The 20,509-nt window shown below is 64.8% G+C and carries 21 protein-coding genes, 1 pseudogene and 1 riboswitch; of the genes and pseudogenes, 10 read left to right on the top strand and 12 right to left on the bottom strand.

The genetic code is table 11. From position 1 onward, the window contains the following. Positions 1-10: 10 nt before the first annotated feature. From ACFQDL_RS25040 to ACFQDL_RS25025, 4 genes and pseudogenes are all read right to left on the bottom strand, one after another. A pseudogene (locus ACFQDL_RS25040) lies at positions 11-1,727 on the bottom strand (ATP-binding protein). Beyond that, positions 1,711-2,520, bottom strand: coding sequence for a CbtA family protein (locus ACFQDL_RS25035; RefSeq protein ID WP_379913326.1), 810 nt, complete (start codon positions 2,518-2,520; stop codon positions 1,711-1,713). The pseudogene ACFQDL_RS25040 and the gene ACFQDL_RS25035 overlap by 17 nt, the downstream one beginning before the upstream one ends. 59 nt (positions 2,521-2,579) lie before the next feature. Beyond that, entirely contained in the window at positions 2,580-2,771 is a 192-nt protein-coding gene (locus ACFQDL_RS25030) for a CbtB domain-containing protein (RefSeq protein WP_379911393.1), read from the bottom strand. Positions 2,772-2,805: 34 nt separating this feature from the next. Then, positions 2,806-3,019: riboswitch (cobalamin riboswitch) on the bottom strand. Between the two features lie 51 nt (positions 3,020-3,070). Further along, positions 3,071-3,250 carry a hypothetical protein gene (locus ACFQDL_RS25025; protein WP_379911392.1) on the bottom strand — a complete coding sequence of 60 codons (180 nt, stop codon included), beginning with the start codon at positions 3,248-3,250 and terminating at the stop codon, positions 3,071-3,073. Between the two features lie 439 nt (positions 3,251-3,689). On the opposite strand from ACFQDL_RS25025, the gene ACFQDL_RS25020 reads away from it, so the two are divergent. From ACFQDL_RS25020 to ACFQDL_RS25005, 4 genes are all read left to right on the top strand, one after another. Continuing rightward, the gene (locus ACFQDL_RS25020) at positions 3,690-5,411 is read left to right on the top strand and encodes a putative bifunctional diguanylate cyclase/phosphodiesterase (RefSeq protein WP_379911391.1); all 1,722 of its coding nucleotides are present in this window, start codon (positions 3,690-3,692) and stop codon (positions 5,409-5,411) included. Positions 5,412-5,516: 105 nt separating this feature from the next. Beyond that, positions 5,517-5,786: a hypothetical protein gene (locus ACFQDL_RS25015; protein ID WP_379911390.1), complete on the top strand. Its 270-nt coding sequence runs from the start codon at positions 5,517-5,519 to the stop codon at positions 5,784-5,786. Then, the gene (locus tag ACFQDL_RS25010) at positions 5,783-6,136 is read left to right on the top strand and encodes a Rossmann-fold NAD(P)-binding domain-containing protein (RefSeq protein ID WP_379911389.1); all 354 of its coding nucleotides are present in this window, start codon (positions 5,783-5,785) and stop codon (positions 6,134-6,136) included. The genes ACFQDL_RS25015 and ACFQDL_RS25010 overlap by 4 nt, the downstream gene beginning before the upstream one ends. A gap of 301 nt (positions 6,137-6,437) precedes the next feature. Next, positions 6,438-7,403: a calcium/sodium antiporter gene (locus ACFQDL_RS25005; RefSeq protein ID WP_379911388.1), complete on the top strand. Its 966-nt coding sequence runs from the start codon at positions 6,438-6,440 to the stop codon at positions 7,401-7,403. Between the two features lie 123 nt (positions 7,404-7,526). On the opposite strand, the gene gltA is transcribed toward ACFQDL_RS25005, so the two are convergent. Next, on the bottom strand, positions 7,527-8,804 hold the full coding sequence (gene gltA / locus ACFQDL_RS25000) for a citrate synthase (RefSeq protein WP_379911387.1): 1,278 nt from the start codon (positions 8,802-8,804) through the stop codon (positions 7,527-7,529). Positions 8,805-8,983: 179 nt separating this feature from the next. Here gltA and ACFQDL_RS24995 point away from each other — a divergent pair, with 179 nt between their 5' ends. The 3 genes from ACFQDL_RS24995 to ACFQDL_RS24985 all read left to right on the top strand — a co-directional run bounded on the left by ACFQDL_RS24995 (position 8,984) and on the right by ACFQDL_RS24985 (position 10,843). Beyond that, positions 8,984-9,562 carry an SDR family NAD(P)-dependent oxidoreductase gene (locus ACFQDL_RS24995; RefSeq protein ID WP_379911386.1) on the top strand — a complete coding sequence of 193 codons (579 nt, stop codon included), beginning with the start codon at positions 8,984-8,986 and terminating at the stop codon, positions 9,560-9,562. Beyond that, a complete protein-coding gene (locus tag ACFQDL_RS24990; RefSeq protein WP_379911385.1) occupies positions 9,466-9,798 on the top strand; it encodes an SDR family oxidoreductase in 333 nt (110 codons plus the stop codon). The genes ACFQDL_RS24995 and ACFQDL_RS24990 overlap by 97 nt, the downstream gene beginning before the upstream one ends. 130 nt (positions 9,799-9,928) lie before the next feature. Then, the gene (locus ACFQDL_RS24985) at positions 9,929-10,843 is read left to right on the top strand and encodes a cation diffusion facilitator family transporter (protein ID WP_379911384.1); all 915 of its coding nucleotides are present in this window, start codon (positions 9,929-9,931) and stop codon (positions 10,841-10,843) included. A gap of 19 nt (positions 10,844-10,862) precedes the next feature. Here ACFQDL_RS24985 and ACFQDL_RS24980 read toward each other — a convergent pair whose 3' ends face one another. The 3 genes from ACFQDL_RS24980 to ACFQDL_RS24970 form a co-directional block, all read right to left on the bottom strand. Further along, positions 10,863-11,483, bottom strand: a complete 621-nt coding sequence (locus ACFQDL_RS24980; protein ID WP_379911383.1) for an esterase/lipase family protein — start codon at positions 11,481-11,483, stop codon at positions 10,863-10,865. A gap of 12 nt (positions 11,484-11,495) precedes the next feature. After that, positions 11,496-11,795: a GFA family protein gene (locus ACFQDL_RS24975; protein ID WP_379911382.1), complete on the bottom strand. Its 300-nt coding sequence runs from the start codon at positions 11,793-11,795 to the stop codon at positions 11,496-11,498. 334 nt (positions 11,796-12,129) lie between these two features. Then, the gene (locus tag ACFQDL_RS24970; RefSeq protein ID WP_379911381.1) at positions 12,130-12,846 is read right to left on the bottom strand and encodes a phosphotransferase; all 717 of its coding nucleotides are present in this window, start codon (positions 12,844-12,846) and stop codon (positions 12,130-12,132) included. A gap of 117 nt (positions 12,847-12,963) precedes the next feature. Between ACFQDL_RS24970 and thiB the strand changes: the two genes are divergently transcribed. The 3 genes from thiB to ACFQDL_RS24955 are packed head-to-tail and all read left to right on the top strand — an operon-like array spanning position 12,964 to position 16,090. Then, positions 12,964-13,941, top strand: a complete 978-nt coding sequence (gene thiB, locus ACFQDL_RS24965; protein ID WP_379911380.1) for a thiamine ABC transporter substrate binding subunit — start codon at positions 12,964-12,966, stop codon at positions 13,939-13,941. Next, entirely contained in the window at positions 13,942-15,489 is a 1,548-nt protein-coding gene (locus ACFQDL_RS24960) for an ABC transporter permease subunit (RefSeq protein ID WP_379911379.1), read from the top strand. Then, positions 15,482-16,090: an ATP-binding cassette domain-containing protein gene (locus ACFQDL_RS24955; RefSeq protein WP_379911378.1), complete on the top strand. Its 609-nt coding sequence runs from the start codon at positions 15,482-15,484 to the stop codon at positions 16,088-16,090. Before ACFQDL_RS24960 ends, ACFQDL_RS24955 begins: the two co-directional genes overlap by 8 nt. Before the next feature lie 293 nt (positions 16,091-16,383). Here ACFQDL_RS24955 and ACFQDL_RS24950 read toward each other — a convergent pair whose 3' ends face one another. From ACFQDL_RS24950 to ACFQDL_RS24935, 4 genes are all read right to left on the bottom strand, one after another. After that, complete coding sequence (locus ACFQDL_RS24950; protein ID WP_379911377.1) at positions 16,384-16,902, bottom strand: hypothetical protein; 519 nt, start codon at positions 16,900-16,902, stop codon at positions 16,384-16,386. Positions 16,903-17,142: 240 nt separating this feature from the next. Next, positions 17,143-18,930 (bottom strand): PQQ-dependent methanol/ethanol family dehydrogenase, encoded by a 1,788-nt coding sequence (locus ACFQDL_RS24945; protein WP_379911376.1) that lies wholly within the window; start codon positions 18,928-18,930, stop codon positions 17,143-17,145. Between the two features lie 112 nt (positions 18,931-19,042). After that, positions 19,043-19,381 (bottom strand): hypothetical protein, encoded by a 339-nt coding sequence (locus ACFQDL_RS24940; RefSeq protein WP_379911375.1) that lies wholly within the window; start codon positions 19,379-19,381, stop codon positions 19,043-19,045. Between the two features lie 198 nt (positions 19,382-19,579). After that, positions 19,580-20,509: a quinoprotein relay system zinc metallohydrolase 1 gene (locus ACFQDL_RS24935; RefSeq protein ID WP_379911374.1), complete on the bottom strand. Its 930-nt coding sequence runs from the start codon at positions 20,507-20,509 to the stop codon at positions 19,580-19,582.

Genomic DNA, 20,509 nt, shown 5'->3' with positions numbered 1-20,509 from the left:
CGGGTGTGGCTCATGCGAACTCCAGCTGCGGCAGCGGCCGGTACAGCGCGCCCAGCTGCTGTGCGATGCGCGCGCCCTGCCCGCGCCGGACGGCGGACTGCTCGGTATCGATCACCACGCAGTCGTCGAGCGGCGGCAGGCCGTCGAGGGATTCACGGGTACGGCCGTCGGTCACGAGGTAGGTGCGGACCTGCAGGCCGGGTTCGCACCGCCGCCACTGGCGGATCAGCCGCGCCGCCCGCTCGATCGCCGCGCGGATCGGCGTCCCGCCGCCGCCGCCGATACCGTCGAGCAGCGGTCGCATCTGCTTCGGCGCGCGCCGCCGCGCCAGGATCGGCGTCACTTCGTCGTTGCCGAAGCCGAGCACCGCGAACTGCTCGCGCAGGGCGTAGGCCTGCCGCGCCAGATCGTCCACCAGTCCCTTGGCACGGCCCAGCAGGCGTCGTCCCAGGGTGGAGCCTGAGGTATCCAGCAGCACCAGATGCAATAGCGGCTGTCCGCGACGGGCCTTTCGAAAACGCAGCTGTGACCAGGGCCAATGGCCGCGGTTGGCGGCCAGGGTCGCGAACCAGTCCGGATGCCGGCTGTCGCCCGGGCTCCGGTGCAGGCCACGCTGCCGGCCCTTGCGCCTTCCTGCGGATGGCGCCGCGTGCAGCGGCTTCACGCCTTGTTCACCGGTAAGCGCGGGCAGCGCCGGCGCCTGCATACTGACCGACTGCTGCGCCAGCGGGGCCATGGCGCCCCACTGTCCCTGCTCCGCGGATTCGCGGCCAGCGCTCGGTTCGTTGGACGCATTGCCGCTGCTATCGTCCGGGCCACGGTCGATGTCGCGATCCGGCGGCGGCGCGGAAGAATCGGGGGCCCTGGTGCGGCGGTGCGCCAGCACCAGGGCTCGACGGCATCCAGGTCCACGCGCGCCACGCTTTGCGCACCGCGCCAGGCGGCGTGGGCCCGCGCCACCCGGTGCCAGGTGACGTCGGCACGAAGGCCCTCGACGCCGGCGGCCTCGCAGCCGGTGGCGATATGCTCGTAGACCCAGGTCGCCACCGCGATATCCGCGAGACCGCGCCGCGCCCGCTCGATGCGCCGCGTCAGCGCGGCTTGGGCGGGTTCGAGCTCCGCCAGGCAGGCTTCCGGGTCGCGCTCGAAAACCTCGCGCTGGCGCACGATGGCGATGCGCTCCTGCATCCCGACCGCCGCCCCCAGCTCCAGGCACAGCCCGAAACGGTCGAGCAGCTGCGGCCGCAGCTCGCCCTCGTCCGGATTCATGGTGCCGATGAGGCTGAAGCGTGCCGGGTGGGTATGGCTGATGCCGTCGCGCTCGACGCTGTTGACGCCGCGCGCGGCCGCGTCGAGCAGCAGGTCGACCAGGGTGTCGGGCAGCAGGTTGACCTCGTCGACGTAGAGCACGCCGCCATCGGCTTTCGCCAGCAGCCCGGGCTGAAATACCGCCTCGCGTTCGGACAGCACCTGCTGCAGGTCCAGGCTGCCGGTCAGGCGGTCCTCGCTGGCACCGAGCGGCAGGTTGACGAACGGAGGCCGACGCCCCCGGGCTCATCGGGCAGGATCGCCGCCAGCGCCCGCGCCAGCGTCGACTTGGCGCTGCCCCGCGGCCCACTGATCAGCACGCCCCCAATCCCTGGATCGACGGCATTGAGCAGCAACGCGGTCTTGAGCGCATTCTGGCCGACCACGGCGGCAAAGGGGAATTCAGGCAGCGGCGACATCGGTCCCCTCGCCCGTGGCCGTGACACTGCGCTTGAGCACTACGGCACAGAGCACGCCGGCCAGCAGCCAGAACACCAGGTTGGTCAAACCCGACGCCAGGATGAACTCGCGATGCAGCGCCGTCAGCGCCGCCACGGCCTGCGGATCGGGATTGGCGAACAGCGGCCCCTGGTGCGTCGGCACCCAGGCCTGGGGCAGCAGCAGCAACGGCAGCCCGAGCAGTCGCCGCCAGCTTTTCGCCAGCATCAGCAGAGCAAGCCCGATACAAGCCAGGATGACGGTCGCCAGCCACCACAGCTGGCGCGATTCGAGCGCCGCGGCCGAGGCACCCGGAATCTCGGGCGGCAGCCCCAGCGACGGTGCGACGAAGACCGCGAGATAGGCCGCAACGCCAACGGCCAGGCCGCGGCCCGGCGACAGCTGCAGCCGGCCGCGCTCACGCAGCTGGTTCATCACCACCAGCAGGATGGCGCTGAAACCGATACCGGCGCAGACGTTGGACACCGCGGTGTAGAAGAGGCGCTCGGCACCGTCGGCCGGGGCCCAGGCCTCTGCATCATGCTGATGGGTGCCGGCCTCGCCATGCGAATGGTCGTGGCTGTGGCCGCTACCGACCGCGCTCGACAGGGGGCTTCGTCGACTTCGTATTGCTCGGCGGCGAGCAGAATGGGGGTTACGCCAACGGACTGCAGCGCGGTCGTTGTCAGCCCGAGCACGAGGCCGATAAGACAGGCGCCGAACACCAGGGAACGGAACATGGTTTTCTCTCCAAAGCGAATTCTGGCAACGCACAGACGCCACGCCGAAAGCCCGGCGCAGTGACGACTGCGACGAAGAAAGCGGTCTGTGGGTTAGTGGCAGGGGAACACGAACGCATGCCGTGTATCGTGCGCCGCGTTATGCGCCGCGCTCATCGGCAGGAAGCCAACGGCATAGAGCACCACGACACCGAACAGCACGGCCGCGCCCTGCTGCAGCAGAGAAAACGCCCTGGAACCGGAACGGGCAGCCCGCTCCGAGGAGGAAGACAGATTAGCAGACATGATATATCCCCCGGTGCCCACCGCACCGTCTCTGGATTGAATGAAATGACAGGCCGGTCTCCGGGCTCCATGAGGACGGACTCGCAGGAATCGCGCCTTTGCCTGCACCTTCCCGGCGTACGCCAGTGGTATTCGCAGACGACTCATGTATTACCGTTGCGGGGGCAGCGATGGGATAGGCCTGGGGCCGCACCATACTTCCCGATTATCCCCTCGCGCCGAGGGGCACCTGTCTACAGCGGGGCATCCTAAAGCAATTAACGCCGCAGACGCAATCCGTGGGCGCACATTTTTGCGGTCTAGTTCCGTTGCCGGCGGCACGACAGCCAGGCGGTCAGCGGATGTACCGACGCCGGCGCCTGACGCCAGCCGGGGTGGTGCATCAGCTCCTTCAGTGGCAAGCGCGCACGCCAGCCCCTGGCTTGCAACTCCGGCTGTACCAGGCGTTCGCCGACATAGCCGAGGCATAGGTCGGCCAACGGAGATGTCGACTCCGGCTGCACGAGCGTCCGGGCGAGGCGGGTAACGATCAGGCAGAAACTGCGAGCGGACGTCGCGACGTTCGAAGATGGCGCAGTACAGCTTCCGACCCTCTTAGTCACTGAAGGCGTGATGCGGTTTGCTCATCTATGATCTCCCAGCGGCAGCCCCCGTTCTCAGCGAAGCCTGCTGGTATCGAAAGTATCTTCAGAGGGTTGGCCGGCTCCCCGGTCGGCGGTGCCGTCGACCGGTCCCATGCCGTTTTGGCACCCTGGCCGAGCGCCTCCGATGCGAATAGTGCCGCCAGGATGTACTGGCCGCCAATAATATGCATACAGAATGTTTCTATATTCGCCGCCACTGGTCTAAGTTTATCCAGTGACGTAGATTCCGCTTTCGAGCGCACGGCATGCGAAGGTCGGTACAGGAGGAAGAACCATGGACAGGATACCGTTGAGGGCATTGATCATCGAGGACGAAGACGACGCCGTCCAGATCCTGGTCCGGGAGCTGCGACGCAGCGGCTACGAGCCGATCTATCGTTGCGTCGACAACAGCCAGGACCTGGCCGAAGCACTGCAGCAATCCTGGCAGATCGTGTTTTCCGATTTCACCATGCCGTCGTTCAACGGAATCGAGGCGCTGCAACAGGTGCGTCAATGGGCCCCGGATCTCCCTTTCATTTTCGTCTCCGGCACGATCGGCGAGGAGCGCGCCGTCGAGGCGGTGCGATCCGGTGCCCAGGATTACATCCTCAAGGACAACCTCAGGCGGCTGTCGGCGGCCGTACCCCGCGAATTGCGGGAGTCCGAAGCGCGGCGGGAGCGTAGCAAGGCGGAGCGCCGAATACACTATATGACGCACTACGATGACCTCACGGCTCTGCCCAATCGGGGGTTCTATTTCCGCCGCCTCGAACAGCTCATTCGTATGGCCGCCGAGACCGGCTATGGTCTGGGCCTGGTTCACGTTAACCTGGACCGGTTTCGCAAGATTAACGAAAGCCTCGGCCGCACGGCCGGCGACCGATTGCTGCAGATAGTCGCCGAACGGCTGCAGCAAGGCGCCGGCAAGCACGATGTGGTGGCCCGCCTGGGCGGCGATGAGTTCGCCGTGATCCTGCCAAAACTGACCGCCAACCTCGAGCTGATACAGGCGTTTCAAAGGATCCAGCGATCCCTTGCACCGGCCGTGACGCTGTCGGGCTATACGTTCCCTGTGCGTGCCAGCCTGGGCATCAGCCTGTACCCGCTCCACGGCGAACAACCCGAGGAACTGCAACAAAACGCCACCTCGGCCATGTATCAGGCCAAAGAGGAAGGCGGTGGCCTCTGCCGTCTGTTCTCCGGCGAGATACACACCCGGCGGGACGCGCGACTGAAACTGGAGCAGGACCTGGAACTGGCGGTCGAAAACCATGAACTGACCCTCGCCTACCAGCCCCAGATCGAATTGGCGAGCCGTCGCATCGTCGCCGTCGAGGCGCTGATGCGCTGGCAGCATCCGCAGCAGGGCAGCATAACACCGTCGCGCTTTATACCTGTAGCCGAAGAGACGGGCCTGATACTGCCGCTCGGCCACTGGGCGTTGGAGGAGGCTTGCAGTCAGACCCGTCACTGGCAGGACAGCGGCTTGCCGTCACCACCACGGATGGCGGTGAACTTCTCGGCCTTTCAGTTCAGTCAGGGCACCCTGGTGGAAAACGTCATGGCGGTGCTCGAGCAACGGCAGCTTGCACCCGACTGCCTGGAGATCGAAATTACCGAAACGGCCCTGATGCAGGATCCGGAGACCTCGCGGCAGTTGCTTAAGAAATTGAAGGATTGCGGAATCTCTATTTCGCTCGACGATTTCGGCACCGGCTATTCGAGCCTGAGCTACCTGAAGCGGTTCCCGATCGATGTCCTCAAGATCGACAGGACGTTCGTCACCGACCTTCCCGGCGACGCCGAAAGCGTCGCCATCGTCCGCGCGGTGCTCGCGCTGGCGAAACAGCTCGAGCTCAGCGTCGTGGCGGAAGGTGTCGAGACCCGCGAACAGCTGGATTTCCTAGAGGACGAAGGCTGCGACCTGGTACAGGGTTATTACTTTTACAGGCCGGCCCCTGAAGACGAGATCACCGCGCTACTGGCGGCGGATTCGCCTTTCCCATCCCCTTAACGGCCGCTGGAAGGCCTTCACCTAAGCGGTGTAGCACGACCTGCGCGCCGCCCTTCGCACCATCACGAGTTTCAGCCAGTCCGCGAGATTCAGGGCGTGCCGGCCGTGACCGTCGAACGGCGTGAAGACGTCACCTTCGACGGCCTGGCACGCATAAGGCAGCAACACATCCGGCGCGCCCTTGATGTACATCCTCACGCAATCGCCGCCATGGTGGAAGCTGGCCCAGTCACGGACGATACACTGGCGCTACTGCCCAAGCGCAGGATAAACGATGATGCGTTCGACAGGTTCCAAAAGGCGGATGCAGGCCGCGTCGGGACCGCCTGTCGATATCGGCAATCCTTGCAGCAAAGTATCGGAGAACAACAATGACACAGACGGTCGAGATTGCGCTGAGTCCCAACATGCCCCCGGAACTGGCCAGCCAACTGGTCACACTGGGCAGGCTGAGCACGGCCGGACATTGCATCTCGCCCGGCACCCGCGTATTTGCCTGTACCGTTGGCGATTCGGTCGATGCCAGCCTGATCAACCGACTGCCCGCCACGGTCGAGCTGATCGCGACCGCCGGCGTCGAAACCGACCATATTGACCTCGATGCCGCCCGCACCCGAGGTATCCGGATCAGCAATACGCCGGGGACAACGCAGGATGCGGCACTGCGGCTCAAGGCCAATATCGCGGCCTTTCTCGACCGGGGCCTGCCGCTAGACCGGGTCTAGGGATCGAAAGCCGTCGTGTTATCGACGGCGCTCTTTGCGCAAGGCCCCGCCCCCTGCGCCTGAACAGAACCCGCCCTGAGCCCAATGAAAATTTTTTTGCCAAAGGGCCCAGGGCTTCTGTTCAGCGACATCGGGACTCGATATGATCGGGACTTCGTTGCAACCGCTCCGTCCATTGCCGCACAGGAATACCACCCCGCCAGCGCCGCACCGATCACCCTCGCCATTCTCCATATTTTCCGCCGCTGATTGCCCCGGCGCGGAGCTAACGCTGACCGTTCTGTAACAGGTTTACAACCGCATGACACTGGCTGTTCTGGCCATCCTGGCCGGCCTCGGGCTTCTGGTCTGGAGCGCCGATCGTTTCGTTGAGGGCGCGGCCTGCACCGCGCGTTATTTCGGCATGCCTCCCCTGCTGATCGGCATGGTCGTCGTCGGCTTCGGCACCTCCGCACCGGAGATGCTGGTCTCGGCGCTGGCTGCCTCCCAGGGCAACCCCGGCATCGCGCTGGGCAATGCCTACGGCTCCAACATCACCAATATCGCACTGATTCTCGGACTCACGGCGCTGATCAGCCCGATCGCCGTCCATTCCCGGGTGCTGCGCCGGGAGCTGCCGATCCTGGTGCTGGTCACGGCCTTCGCCGCCTGGCAGCTCTGGGACGGCGAGCTGAGCCGGATGGATGCCGTTAGCCTGCTGGCGATGTTCGCCGGTCTGATGGTCTGGACCGTCTGGCAGGGCCTCGGCCGCAACGACGATGCGCTGGCGCGGGAAATGGATCAGGAACTGGTGAGTCACGCCATGCCGCTCAAGCGCGCCGTTCTGTGGCTGGTCGTGGGACTGGCGCTGCTGATCCTCAGTTCGCGCGTACTGGTCTGGGGTGCGGTCGAGATCGCCCGGGGCTTCGGCGTCAGCGACCTGATAATCGGCCTCACCATCGTTGCCGTCGGCACCTCGCTGCCGGAGCTTGCCTCGTCGATCATGGCCACCCGCAAGGGCGAACACGATATAGCCCTGGGCAACGTGCTCGGCTCGAATCTCTTCAACACCCTGGCCGTGGTCGGTATCGCCGGCATGATCAGTCCGATGGCGGTAAGCCCCGAAGTGCTCGAGCGGGATATCCTGGTGATGGCCGTACTGACCCTGTCGCTGGCCGTGATCGGCTTCGGTTTCAGGGGCCCTGGCCGCATCAACCGCATCGAGGGTGCTGTACTGCTGTGCTGTTTCGGCGGCTATACCGGCTACCTGCTCGGCAGCCTGTTTTGACCGAAGGCCGGGCGTTGATCGTTCACCTTGCCGAACGCCGTGCAGCTCTCGACGAGGGCTGATCGCAGTCGCCCCGGTCGGGGCGCCGGCGGTTAACTGTCCACTTGCAACTGTCGACCCGCCCTACGCCGGGTAATCGCGTTGTTTCTCGCCGGTATAGAGCTGTCGCGGGCGGCCGATACGGTTCGGGCTGCTGTGAAATTCGTTCCAGTGCGAGATCCAGCCGATGGTCCGCGACAGCGCGAAGATCACGGTGAACATGCTGGTGGGAATGCCGATCGCCTTCATGATGATGCCGGAGTAGAAGTCGACGTTCGGATACAGCTTTCGCTTCACGAAGTAGTCGTCCTGGAGCGCGATCTGCTCCAGCTGCTTGGCGATCTGCAGCAGTGGCTCGTTGTCGATGCCGAGCTCCGACAGCACCTGGTCGCAGGACGCCTTCATCACCTTCGCGCGCGGATCGAAGTTGTGATAGACGCGATGCCCGAAGCCCATCAGCCGGAACGGATCGTCCGGGTCCTTGGCGCGTTCGATGAATTCGGGAATGTGTGACTCGTCGCCGATCTCCTGCAGCATCGCCAGTACCGCTTCGTTGGCACCGCCGTGGGCCGGTCCCCAGAGGGCCGCGATACCGGAGGCGATACAGGCGAAGGGGTTGGCGCCGGAGGAGCCGGCCAGCCGCACGGTCGAGGTCGAGGCGTTCTGCTCGTGGTCGGCGTGCAGCAGGAAGATCAGGTCCATCGCCCGGGCCAGCACCGGGCTCGGCCGGTATTCCTCGCAGGGCGTGCCGAACATCATGCGCAGGAAGTTCTCGGCATAACCAAGGTCGTTGCGCGGATACATGAACGGCTGGCCGATCGAGTACTTGTAGCACATCGCCGCCAGCGTCGGCATCTTGGCGATCAGACGATAGGCGCAGACTTCGCGGTGGTGGGCATCGTTGATGTCCAGGGAGTCGTGATAGAACGCGGACAGCGCACCGACGCAGGCCACCATGATCGCCATCGGGTGGGCATCGCGGCGGAACCCGCGGAAGAAGTAACTGATCTGCTCGTGAACCATGGTGTGATTCGTGACGATATCGACGAACTTCCGCTTCTGCCCGGGGTCCGGCAGCTCGCCGTTGAGCAGCAGATAGCAGACCTCGAGATAATCGGATTTTTCCGCCAGCTGCTCGATCGGATAGCCCCTGTAGAGCAGGATGCCCTTTTCGCCGTCGATGTAGGTTATCTTCGATTCGCAGGCGGCGGTGGAGACGAAGCCGGGGTCATAGGTAAAAAGCCCCTTGCCGCTCAGCGCGCGCACATCGATGACGTCCGGCCCCTCGGTGCCGGAGTAAACCGGCAGCTCGATGGTCTCGTCGAGCCCCTCCACCTTCAACGTCGCTTTCTTGTCGCTCATCTCGACACCTCCCCTGAGGCTGATTTCGATTCCCTGTTAAGTCTAGACCTCTCGGACGGTATTTGGCCGCCGGCCCGGAATCCTTTCCGGCCCGGCTCGAACACCAATTTTTTTTGCAGCGCAAAAATATGCGACTACCCTGATAGAGGTTCTGCAACGCATCCAAAGGAGGCATGGTCGTGGAAATCAGAGACAAGGTCGCCGTTATCACCGGCGCCGCCAGCGGTATCGGTTACGCAACTGCACTAGAACTGGCCAGGCGCGGATGCAAGGCCATCCTGATGGTCGACCTGACCGACCAGGTCGAGACCAACGCCGACCAGGTCAATGCCGAACTGGGTCGGGACGTCGCCTTTGCGTTTCGGGGCAACGTCACCGACCCGGCATTCCGCCAAGAGGTGTTCGACGCGGCACGGGACAGATTCGGGCTCGTCAGCATCTGCATTCCGGCGGCGGGCATCACCCGCGACGACCTCGCCGTGCGCCTCGACAAGGCCACCGGCAAGGCGCAGATCTACGAACAGGAAAGATTCCAGCTGGTGATCGACGTCAATCTCATCGCGCCGGTCTACTGGTCGCTGGAAATGGTCGCCCGCATCGCCGAAGACCGTTTCGCAGGGGGCTTAAGAAGTGGAACGCCGACGAAGGCGTTCAGGGCGCCGTGGTCTTCATCGGGTCGGTTTCGTCCCAGGGCAACAAGGGGCAGATCTCCTATGCCGCGACCAAGGCCGGCCTCGAGGGGGCCGCCGCGACCCTGATGAAGGAAGCGATCTTCTACGGAGTGCGCTGCGGCGTCATCCATCCGGGTTTCACCGATACGCCGATGGTCCGGGCCCTGGGCGAGGAGTACATCGAAAAGCATGTGCTGCCCGATACCCAGCTCGGACGCCTGATCCGTCCGGCCGAAATCGCCGACGCGATCTGCTTCATGGTCTCGAACTCCGCCATCAGCGGCGAACTCTGGGCCGATGCCGGCTGGCATCCGAACCCCTGAGTCGATGGGGTAACGTCCGTAGCCGGCCCAAACGGTGACCGGCTGCCTGGCTGCTATGATGGTGAAGCGGCCACTGGATTCGGTTCTACCCTCGACTCCGGCGGCGTCACCGATGCAGCGGAGCTTCAGGATGGCGTCTTCCCACGGACATGCACATGGCCACGAACACCACCAAGGCCCCGCCGACTACAACCGCGCCTTTGCGATCGGTGTCGGACTCAACAGTCTCTTTGTCCTGATCGAGGCGGTCTATGGCCTCGCCGCGGACTCGCTGGCACTGCTGGCGGATGCGGGTCACAATCTCAGCGATGTGCTGGGACTGCTGCTGGCCTGGGGTGCCAGCTATCTGGCCCGGCAGCAGATGACCCACAAACGCACCTTCGGTTTGAAAAAATCCACGATCCTCGCCGCGCTGATCAACGCCATCGTGCTGCTGATCGCCATCGGCGGCATCGCCTGGGAAGCGGTGCGGCGCTTCGACGAGCCGGCGCCGGTGGCGGGCATGACCGTGATTGTCGTCGCCGCCATCGGCATTGCGGTCAATACCGCCACCATGCTGCTGTTCATGACCGACCGCAGGCGTGACCTCAACATCCAGGGCGCCTTTTTGCATATGGCGGCGGATGCGGCCGTTTCCCTCGGCGTCGTCATTGCCGGTGTTGCGATGCTCTATACCGGCGCCTACTGGATCGATCCCGTTGTCAGCCTGGTCATCGCAGCGGTGATCATGATCAGCACCTGGTCGCTGCTGAAGGACTCGCTCAACCTGGCGGTCGACGCCGTGCCGGAGGGGATCGATGCGCTGGCGGTGAAGCAGGCGCTTGGCGAACTGCCGGGGGTGGCGGCGGTACACGATCTGCATATCTGGGGCCTGAGCACCACCGAAACCGCCCTGATGGCCCACCTGGTGAGGCCCGATGGCGACGATCACGACAAGCTGATCCGCGCGGCCAGCGAGATGCTGCATCAGCGCTTCGATATCGACCATGCCACGCTGCAGGTGGAAAGGAGCCTGCAGCAGTGCCCCAGCGGGGCGCGCTGTTAAGCCGGCAACAGTCTGCGGATCAGCGGCCGGTTTCCAGCAAACGCAGCTGCTCGCGGATATCGGCGATCACCGCGTTCGCGTTCATGATAAAGGTATGCATCGCGTCCACCTCCATTACATGGCTGCCGTTGTCGCCGCTGGCTTCGGCCAGGGTCACCAGGCCATCGTTGGGCTCATCGCCGAACGGCAGCCAGGCACGGCGCGGGCCGGATGTACCGGCGTAGATTCTCAGGTGCTGCGGCAGGGGCAACCGGTTCATGAAGGCATCGTCGGCCAGGCGCTGGCCCATGTCGCCGGTCAGTAGCCGGTAGAGCCGGAAACGGCAGAAAAAGCGGGCGGCGCGACTAGCGGTCAGCGGCGGCGCGATAAAGAAGCAGGCCGCCGGCGGATGGGCCCCGAGTTCATCGAGGGCATTGCGGATGATCACCGTGCCGAGGGAGTGGCCCACCAGCGCATAGGGTTCAGCCGGGGACAACTTGCGAAGACGGTGCAGCAGCCGGCCGGTGACACGGTCGAGGCTCTCGAAGGTGGGCGAATAGCCGAACAGGGCCACCCGGTGGCCGTCAGCACGCAGCCGGTGTCGCAGCCAGAGCATCGACAGCGGCGTGCGGCCCATGCCGTGAATCAGGAAGACCTGCATTATGCGCGGCCACTACTCCGGCGGCGGCCCATATTCGGCGAAGACTTCGGCGCCGGTCATATTGCGGGTCTGCTCGGCGAAGCTGTAAAACCCGGGCTTCTCGTCGATAAAAATCTGGCTCTTCAGCATGAAGTCGCCATTGTCGAACAGACCTGCCGGCATCGCGTATTCGCCGCTGCCCTTCAGGCGGTAAAACAGATGGGTGCCGCAGGTCTTGCAGAAGCCCCGTTCGGCCCAGTCGGACGACGCATAGACCGCGATATTGTCCTCGCCCTCGAACCGGACGTCGGTCCCGCACTCAACCGCCAGCAACGGGCCTCCGCCCCATTTGCGGCACATACTGCAATGGCAGGTACCGACATTGTGGCTGACACCCTGGCATGGACCTGCACGGCTCCGCACAGGCACTTCCCGACGCCTTCGAATGTATCGGACATTCCGTTTCCTCCCGGTTGGTGGCTCACGATCGAATGAGTGTAGACCATGGACGCGCGGCTGATGGCTTGGGCGTTACGCGCTTCGCGTTACGGACCTTATGATTCCGATACCTTCAACAGCCGGACGGTATCGCGCATCAGGTCGGCCATGCTGCGGTCTGTGCCCGCGAGACCCCGCGCCCAGAACCAGAGGCAATCAAGGGCATCGATCATCCAGCCGGCCCGGGCCAGCCCCTTTCCAGCGGCTGGTGACCGAGCTCGGCGAAGGCCGGCAGTCTGGCGACGTCCCGCGGCGTCACGCCGAACTCCCGTACTAGCGCCGCGGCGTCGAACCAGGGCGAGCCGGGGGCGCCGTACTCCCAGTCGACGATCACCAGCCGGCCATCCTGTGCACAGAGGTTGGCGTGGTGAAGATCGTGGTGAGTCAGCGTCAGGGGCAGCTTCGGCAACGCCTCATGGCCCTGCTCCAGCCGCTCGATCAGTTGCAGCAGCGCCTTCGACATCGGCAGACCGAGCAACTGGCGGCGGTAGTGATCGAACAGCTGACGGTAATCGATGGCCAGGCCTTCATCGATCTCGAGCTGCTGCCAGTCGGCCACCGCCTGCATCAGTTGGCGCTTCAGCGGTGCCGCCAGCGGCCGCGCCGGGGTTTCGCCATGCCAGTCCATCAGCAGCCAGCCGGCGTCCGGGTCGCAATGGTGTACAACCGGCGCCCAGACCTGGCCTGCGAGACGTGCCAGCAACTGCGCCTCGCGCCGGCGATCGACGCCCTGTGCCAGCCCTGGCGGCGCATTGACACGCAACACCAGTGTCTGACCGGCGGCATCGGCACGATAGAGACGGTTGCTGCTGCCGCATCCGAGCGGCTGCCAGTCGTATTCGGCATCGAGAAACCGGTGAACGGCGGTAAAAATGTCGCTTGGCATGGCGGGCGGTTCCGTTAGGCGTGACAGCTGGGTTAAAATCCGGCCTCCCCGAGGCCCCCGGTGCGCGCAGTGTAACGCCCGCAGCGGGAGCCGTCTGCCCCGATTCGAAGGAACACGATGAAAACTGTCCTGACGTTCTGCTGTGCGCTGACACTGAGCACCCTGGCCGGCGCCGCCGACCTCAGGGTTTACACCTACGATTCGTTCGTCTCCGAATGGGGCCCGGGACCGCAGCTCGAGCAGGCGTTCGAGCAGCACTGCGGCTGCGATCTGGAATTCGTCGCGGTCGAGGACGGCGTCAGCATCCTCAACCGGCTGCGCATCGAGGGCGAGGGCAACAAGGCCGACGTCATTCTCGGCATCGACGACGGTCTGATGGAGGAAACCCGCGCGACCGGCCTGATCCGGCCCCATGGCGTCGACACCTCCGGGCTGCGACCGGAACTGGACTGGTCCGACAACAGCTTTCTGCCGTTCGACTACGGCTATTTCGCCTTCGTCTACGACAGCACAAGGGTCGAGGAACCGGTCACCTCGCTGCAGGCGCTGATCGCATCGGACGCTTCGGTGATCTATCAGGACCCCCGTACCAGCACCCCGGGACAGGGACTGATGATGTGGGTCAAGGCGGTCTACGGCGACAAGGCCGCAGACGCCTGGCAGCAACTGGCCGGCCATACGGTGACGGTGACCAAGGGCTGGTGGGAAGCCTACAGCCTGTTTCTCGAGGGCGATGCCGATTACGTGCTGAGCTACAGCACCTCGCCGGCCTACCATGTCGTCGCCGAGCAGAAGACCCGCTACCGCGCCGCCGAATTCAGCGAAGGCCACGTTGCTCAGATCGAACTGGCGGCCGTCACCCGCACCAGCCGGAACCCGGAACTGGCGCAAAGCTTCCTGGCGTTTCTGATCTCGCCCGAAGCCCAGCAGATCATCCCGGTCACCAACTGGATGCTGCCGGTGATCCATGGCGTACAGCTGCCGCAGGTGTTCGGCGACCTGATCCGGCCGACGCGCATCGGCTTCACGCCGCAGCAGATGGCGGCCGAACGGCGCGACTGGATCCGGGAGTGGCGTAGCGCCAGCACCCGGTAAATGATCCGGTTCGGCGGCAAGCTCGCCCTGGCTCTGAGCCTGCTGCTCACGGCCCTGGCCTTCTATGGTCTGATCGGCTTCGATCGCGGCGGTCTGGACCGCGAACTCCTTGCCGATCCCTACTTCTATTCTGTGCTGCGGTTCTCGATCAAGCAGGCGGTACTCAGCGCCCTGCTGTCGCTGCTGCTGGCCTGGCCCATCGCCCGGGCGCTGCACTACTGCCCGGGCCTGCCGCTGCGGCGCAGCTTTCTGAACCTCTGCATTCTCTGCTTCGTGATGCCGACGCTGGTGCTGATTACCGGCCTGGTCGCACTGATGGGGCGCAGCGGACTGATCACCCCGCTGCTCGGGAGCGACTGGAACCTCTATGGACTCAACGGCATCCTAATCGCCCACGTCTACCTCAACCTGCCGTTCGCGGTACGAGTACTGCTGCTGGCACTGCAGCATATCCCCGACAGCAGCTGGAAGCTGGCCGCGCAGCTGAAGCTGACCCCGTGGCAACGGCTGCATTCGATCGAATGGCCGGCGCTGCAGGCCAGTCTGCTGCAGCTGTTCGGTTTCGTGTTCGTGCTCTGTTTCAACAGCTTCGCCGTGGTACTGGCACTCGGCGGCGGCCCGCGGGCCACGACCCTGGAAGTGGCGATCTACCAGGCACTCAAGTACGACTTCAACATCCCCGAGGCGTTGACCCTGGCCTGGGCCCAGTTGCTGATCGCCGGCAGCCTCTTCCTGCTGCTGACGCGCCTGGGCGGCAGCCACTGGCTCGGTGTCGACACCGCCGCGCGGCGCTGGACACCGAGAGCCACCAGGATGCTGCCGTTCCACCGGCTGGTCTACGGTGCCGCCTGGCTCGCGCTGCTGCTGCCGATCCTGGCGTTGCTGCCGGGCCTGCTCGAGACCGACCTGGCGCGGTTCGACTGGCGCTCGATTCTGCGCCCGGCCCTGGTGACCCTGGGTCTGGGCCTGTTCTCGGGCCTCGGCGCCCTGCTGTCGGCCTATCTGATGCTGGCGCCGGTGCGCGCGGCACGCCTGGCCGGACAGACCCGGCGCTCGATGGTGTTGGAATGGCTCTCGACCCACGCGCTGGTGGCCCCGGCACTGGTGCTGTCGGTCGGACTCTATATCCTGCTGCTGCCGAGACTGGACCTGGATCGCTACGGCATGCTGCTGGTACTGCTGCTGAACATGGCGGTCGTGATCCCGTTCGCGGTCCAGCAGCTGAAACCGCGACTGCTGCAGTTCGACCGCCAGTACGACCGTCTCGGCCGCTCGCTCAAGCTCGCGCCCTGGCAGCGTCTGGTCATCGAATGGCCCTTTATCCGCAGCGCCTGCCTGTCTGCCTTTGCACTGGTCATGCTGCTGGCGATGGGCGACGTGGCGATCTTTTCGATATTCGGCACCGCCGACTGGACCACCCTGCCCTGGCTGATCTACGGCTATGCCGGCACTTACCGCATTGCCGAGGCCTCGGTCGCCTCGCTGCTGCTGTTGCTGATCTGCGCACTGGTGGTGCGGCTGTTTGAACGGGGACGCGAGCATGCTTGAAATAGACGACCTGGACGTGATGCGTGACGGCGCCCGGCTGCACTACCGGCTGCAGGTCGATGCCGGCGAGATCCTGGCGATCCAGGGCCGCAGCGGTGTCGGCAAGACGACACTGCTCGATGCGATCGCGGGCTTCGAAGAGCCCCTGGCCGGCGATATCCGCTGGCAGCGCCGCTCGCTGCTCGGACAGCCCGCCGAACGCCGGCCGGTCAGCATGCTGTTCCAGGACCATAACCTGTTCGAGCACCTGAGCGTCCACGACAACCTGCGCCTGGGTTTTGGCGATCGGATCCCGGAAGATCGCCTCCTGAACGCCTGCGAACGGCTCGGCGTCGCCACCCTTCTGGCGCGCAGGCCGGGCGAACTGTCCGGCGGCCAGCGCCAGCGTGTCGCCCTGATCCGCACCCTGCTGCGCCCGGAGCCGATCGTGCTACTGGACGAACCCTTCGCAGAACTCGACCCCGAGACCCGGGAGACCGCCGCCCGCTGGACCCGACAGACCGCCCGCGAGGACCACAAGACCCTGCTGCTGGTGACCCACCAGGACGAGGACGTGCGGCTGGTCGCCGACCGCGCCCTCAACCTGAGCTGGCACGGCTGAGCGGGAGACGGATCATAGCGGTGCGGTGAGAATGCCTCCCCGGACAACCCGAATCAGCCGGCGCAATACGCCGCCGTCGGCGTCGCCGAGTGGATTTCATAGGGCGTCTCCGGCGTCAGGATGAACTCGCTGGCACCGACATTGCTCGTCGCATTGCCCCAGTCGTAGGTATAGCCGAGGCCGGTCCAGGGGACGCCGTCGCTGGCCCGGAAGCTCCTGTAATAGAGGTTGCGATAGAAGTCGCGATAGTTCGCGATGTTGTCGACACTCGGCGTATCGTCGGCGAAATGCAGCTAGCAGCTCTGGTCGTCCGTCTGCGGATCGACACAGGGCCGTAACAGCCGCGCCGGGTCGACCCAGAGTTCGACGAAGAGGTCGTAGTGCCAGTGAGGATCCAGCCCCAGGTATTGCTTGAGTCGCAGATCCAGTGCCTGCGGATCGCTCGAGGCCAACCCGGCGCAGAACGCCCGGACCTGCGGCACTGTCGTGACCCAGATAGCGTAATCCGGATTGTCCGGGGTGCTGGTGTTCGGCTGGATGAACTGCTCGTAGGCCTGCCGCGATTTCCAGGTCGTGACCAGGATCCTGTCGCCGGCATCGTTCCACACCAGCCCGGGATTGTCCCGCCGGATGGCGACCAGGTCCGTCGCGATCTCCGACGCCTCGACGATCGCGGCGTCCTGCACCGCATGGCGGTAGGCTTCGTCGATGCCGACCGGATGGCCACTGCAGCCGGCGATCGCCAGCGTCAGCACCATCAGTCCCGTCCCCCGGTACAGCGGTGATCGATCTGCAGAACGGCGTACTCTCATGCTTTCCTCCTTGAAGGCTGTCTCCTTTTCCCGGAGCCAAAGATAGCACGCGGAGAAGCCTGATGCCTGCCACAGGTACCGCGGCGGCCATTCGCTGGCAAGCCCTATAGGGTGCGGTGAGTTCGCAGCACGAACCGCACCGCCTCTTTTCGCTTTAACGCGTCCCGCGTATCCCGTCACGCGTCACCCATAAAGAAAGGCCGCGGGTTTCCCGGCGGCCTTGGCAGAGTGGTTCGGCGATTAGCGGCTGGCGACTTCGGCCGATTTCGGCAGCTTGAAGGTCCAGACGGTGCCGCCCTGGTTCAGGTGCTTGACGCGCTTGGCGACTTCGCCGCCCCAGAGCGGTACCGCACCGCCCCAGCCGGAGACGACCGAGACATACTGCTCACCGTCCTGTTCCCAGGTGATCGGCGAGCCGACGATCCCGGAGCCGGTGTTGAACTTGTACTTCTGTTCGCCGGTTTTGGCGTCGAACGCCATCAGGTAGCCCTCCGGGGTACCGGTGAAGACCAGGCCGCCCTTGGTCGCCAGTACGCCGCCCCAGAGCGGCGCATAGTTCTCGTAACGCCAGACCTCCTTGCCGGTCTTCGGATCCATGGCGCGCAGCACGCCGATATAGTCCTCGTTCAGCGGCTTGATGGTAAAGCCGGCGCCCAGGTAGGCGGCGCCCTTCTTGTAGGAGACCGGCTCGTTCCAGATATCCATCGCCCACTCGTTCGACGGCACATAGAAGAGCCCGGTATCCTGGCTGTAGGCCATCGGCATCCAGTTCTTGCCGCCGAGGAAGGACGGCGCCGAGAACACCGACTGACCCTTGTTGCCCTCTTTCGCATCGGCCGGATTTCCCGGACGCCCCGCTTCGATCAGGATCGGACGCCCCTTGTCGTCCAGGCCCTCGGCCCAGGTGATCTTGTCGACGAACGGGAAGCCGCGGATGAAATCGCCGTTTTCACGGTTGAGCACGTAGAAGAAACCGTTGCGGTCCGCGCTGGCGGCGGCCTTGACGGTCTTGCCCCCGTCCTCGTAGTCGAACGAGATCAGTTCGTTGACGCCGTCGAAATCCCAGCCGTCGTGTGGCGTGGTCTGGAAGTGCCAGACGATCTCGCCATTATCGGGATTGATGGCCAGACGGGACGACGAGAACAGGTTGTCGCCCGGGCGCATGTGGGAGTTCCAGGGCGCCGGGTTGCCGGTACCAAAGAACAGCAGGTTGGTGTCCGGATCGTAGGTGCCGCCGAGCCAGGTCGCCGCGCCGCCGCTCTTCCACAGATCGCCGGGCCAGGTCTGGCCGGGCTGGCCGCCGGAGATGCCGGCTTCGGTCTTCTTGCCGTCCTTCCAGACATAACCCATATGGCCTTCGACGGTCGGACGCGACCAGAGGATATCGCCGGTCTTGGCGTCATAGGCCTCGACCTTGCCGACGATGCCGAACTCGCCGCCGGAGACGCCGGTAATCACCTTGCCGTTGACCACGATCGGCGCGGCGGAAATCGAGTAGCCGGCCTTGTAGTCCTCGATGGTCTTCTTCCAGACCACCTTGCCGCTGTCCTTGTCCAGGGCCACCAGCTTGGCATCGAGGGTACCGAAGATCACCAGGTCGTCGTAGAGGGCGACACCGCGGTTGATGACGTCGCAGCAGGGCATGATGCCGTCCGGCAGGCGGGCATTGTATTCCCAGAGTTCGTCGCCGGTGGCGACATCGATGGCAAACACGCGGGAATAGGAGGCGGTGACGTACATCACGCCGTCCTTGACCATCGGCTGGGACTCCTGGCCACGCTGCTTCTCGCCGCCGAAGGAGAAGGCCCAGACCGGACGCAGTTCCTGCACGGTATCGCCGTTCACCTTGGTCAGCGGGCTGTAGCGCTGGCCGCGCAGGCCCAGACCGTTGCTGACGACATCCTCGGTGGTCGCCTGGTCGTTCAGAATATCCTGATCGGTCACACCGGCCTGGGACGGACCGGACAGGGCCATCGCGGCGACCAGGGTGGTCACGGCAAAGCCCGGGATACGGCCAATTCTCTTCATCGCAGTCTCCTTCACGGATTCGTTCTTATTAGCCGACCGGGAAAAACTCCCGAATCTGTCGTCAATTCTTCAGTCTTGCCTTGATCGCAACAATTGATCCCCGGTAGCGGATTCATAGTGCCTTGGTAGTACGACCCGCTTCGACCGGGAGGCGCCGGTCCGGCTCCCCGGGCAGGCAACGCAGCATTCCCCGGCCCTCGAAATGACGCACGATATCGCAGACGACATCCAACCAGTCCCGGCGGGGAACCTCGGCGCAGCTCTCCATGCGCACCGCGATCTGGGCCAGGTTGCGCACCCCGTCACAGGCACGCAGCACCTCCAGCGACAGCGGATCGAGAAAGACCACCTGCTGCGGCGCCTTGATCACCCAGCGCCGCGGCTGGTCGTCGAAATAGAGCCGAATACCGGGGGCCAGACTCGGCACCCGGTTGAGACTGTCGGGATTCATAACGCTCTCTCGAATCGGTGGCGGAACAATATTTACCTTGCAGGTCGAAGGCGCAGGCCGGAGGCAAGCACCGTTATTCGGTGCGCTTCGCTGGCATTTGCTCCTGCAATGCCAGGCTTCCCACGGGGCGGCCTACCGCCGTCCATGGCGGTTGCTGTGCGCTGCGGTATCCTGCGACCGAGTCGCCAGGGCACAGTACTAATGGAACGCCTGCTGCTCGTAACGCGGATAGAGGTGTGCCACCGTGCGGGCGAATTCGTAACGGGTCAGCCGGATGGAATCGAAGCGGTTATCGATCGGCAGGGCCATCACCTCGGTCATCGTCAGGCCGGCATCGGCCGACCGCCGCAGTGTGTGGTCAAGCCAGTCCAGGTAATCGCGGGTCTGGTCGATCGCCCTGCCGCCCTCGTCGACCGGGCCATGTCCCGGTACCAGCCAACGATAATCGAGCGCCGCCAGCTGTGACAGCTCGTCGCGCCAGAGCGCCAGGCCCGGCGTCTGCGGCGTCGTCAGTGCGCGTTGATGGAACACCATGTCTGCCGCAAAGAGCACGCCGGTGGCCTCGTCCAGCATCACCAGATCGGCGCCGGTATGCCCCTTGAACGCGAGGAAGCGCAAGCGGTGACCGCCCACCTCGAACCGCTCCTGCTCGAGCGTGCGGGCAGGCGGCATCGCTTCGGTACCGCGCATCCAGTCGCCGACCAGACCGTAGAGGTTCTCCGCCAGGCCGTCGCCGTCGCGCGCGATCTGTTGCGCGGTACCGGGCAGCGCCCAGATCGTCGCATCGGCAAAGGCCTGGTTGCCGAGGAAATGATCGGGATGGGCGTGGCTGTTGAAGACATGCACCACCGGCCGATCGGTCACGCCGGCAATGGCCGCGCGCAACTGCTCGCCGAAGCGGCGCGAAGGCCCGCTGTCGAACAGCACTACCCCCGCTTCGGTGACGATAAAGGCGACATTGACGATATGGCCGCCATTGTCACGGGAAAAGGACTCCCGTCGCCCCTCGACCAGCCAGGTATCGGGCGCGATCTGCCGCGGCTCGAGTCCGTAGTCGAACCGGCCGGCCTGGGCTTGCGGCATCGTCATCCAGACCGGCACCATCAGTAACAGCCACAGCATCTGCAT

The organism is Marinobacterium aestuariivivens (genome assembly GCF_042661465.1).
In the GTDB taxonomy this organism is placed as follows: Bacteria; Pseudomonadota; Gammaproteobacteria; order Pseudomonadales; family Balneatricaceae; genus Marinobacterium_A; species Marinobacterium_A aestuariivivens.
The sequence above is the reverse complement of the archived record's forward strand: the minus strand, read 5'-3'. Positions and strand labels throughout refer to the sequence as shown.

Coding starts and splice junctions, on each gene's coding strand:
- ACFQDL_RS25030 (WP_379911393.1), bottom strand. CDS start 2,771: ATGTCTGCTAATCTGTCTTCCTCCTCGGAGCGGGCTGCCCGTTCCGGT.
- ACFQDL_RS25020 (WP_379911391.1), top strand. CDS start 3,690: ATGGACAGGATACCGTTGAGGGCATTGATCATCGAGGACGAAGACGAC.
- ACFQDL_RS25010 (WP_379911389.1), top strand. CDS start 5,783: ATGACACAGACGGTCGAGATTGCGCTGAGTCCCAACATGCCCCCGGAA.
- ACFQDL_RS25005 (WP_379911388.1), top strand. CDS start 6,438: ATGACACTGGCTGTTCTGGCCATCCTGGCCGGCCTCGGGCTTCTGGTC.
- gltA (WP_379911387.1), bottom strand. CDS start 8,804: ATGAGCGACAAGAAAGCGACGTTGAAGGTGGAGGGGCTCGACGAGACC.
- ACFQDL_RS24985 (WP_379911384.1), top strand. CDS start 9,929: ATGGCGTCTTCCCACGGACATGCACATGGCCACGAACACCACCAAGGC.
- ACFQDL_RS24980 (WP_379911383.1), bottom strand. CDS start 11,483: ATGCAGGTCTTCCTGATTCACGGCATGGGCCGCACGCCGCTGTCGATG.
- ACFQDL_RS24970 (WP_379911381.1), bottom strand. CDS start 12,846: ATGCCAAGCGACATTTTTACCGCCGTTCACCGGTTTCTCGATGCCGAA.
- thiB (WP_379911380.1), top strand. CDS start 12,964: ATGAAAACTGTCCTGACGTTCTGCTGTGCGCTGACACTGAGCACCCTG.
- ACFQDL_RS24960 (WP_379911379.1), top strand. CDS start 13,942: ATGATCCGGTTCGGCGGCAAGCTCGCCCTGGCTCTGAGCCTGCTGCTC.
- ACFQDL_RS24955 (WP_379911378.1), top strand. CDS start 15,482: ATGCTTGAAATAGACGACCTGGACGTGATGCGTGACGGCGCCCGGCTG.
- ACFQDL_RS24950 (WP_379911377.1), bottom strand. CDS start 16,902: ATGAGAGTACGCCGTTCTGCAGATCGATCACCGCTGTACCGGGGGACG.
- ACFQDL_RS24945 (WP_379911376.1), bottom strand. CDS start 18,930: ATGAAGAGAATTGGCCGTATCCCGGGCTTTGCCGTGACCACCCTGGTC.
- ACFQDL_RS24940 (WP_379911375.1), bottom strand. CDS start 19,381: ATGAATCCCGACAGTCTCAACCGGGTGCCGAGTCTGGCCCCCGGTATT.
- ACFQDL_RS24935 (WP_379911374.1), bottom strand. CDS start 20,509: ATGCAGATGCTGTGGCTGTTACTGATGGTGCCGGTCTGGATGACGATG.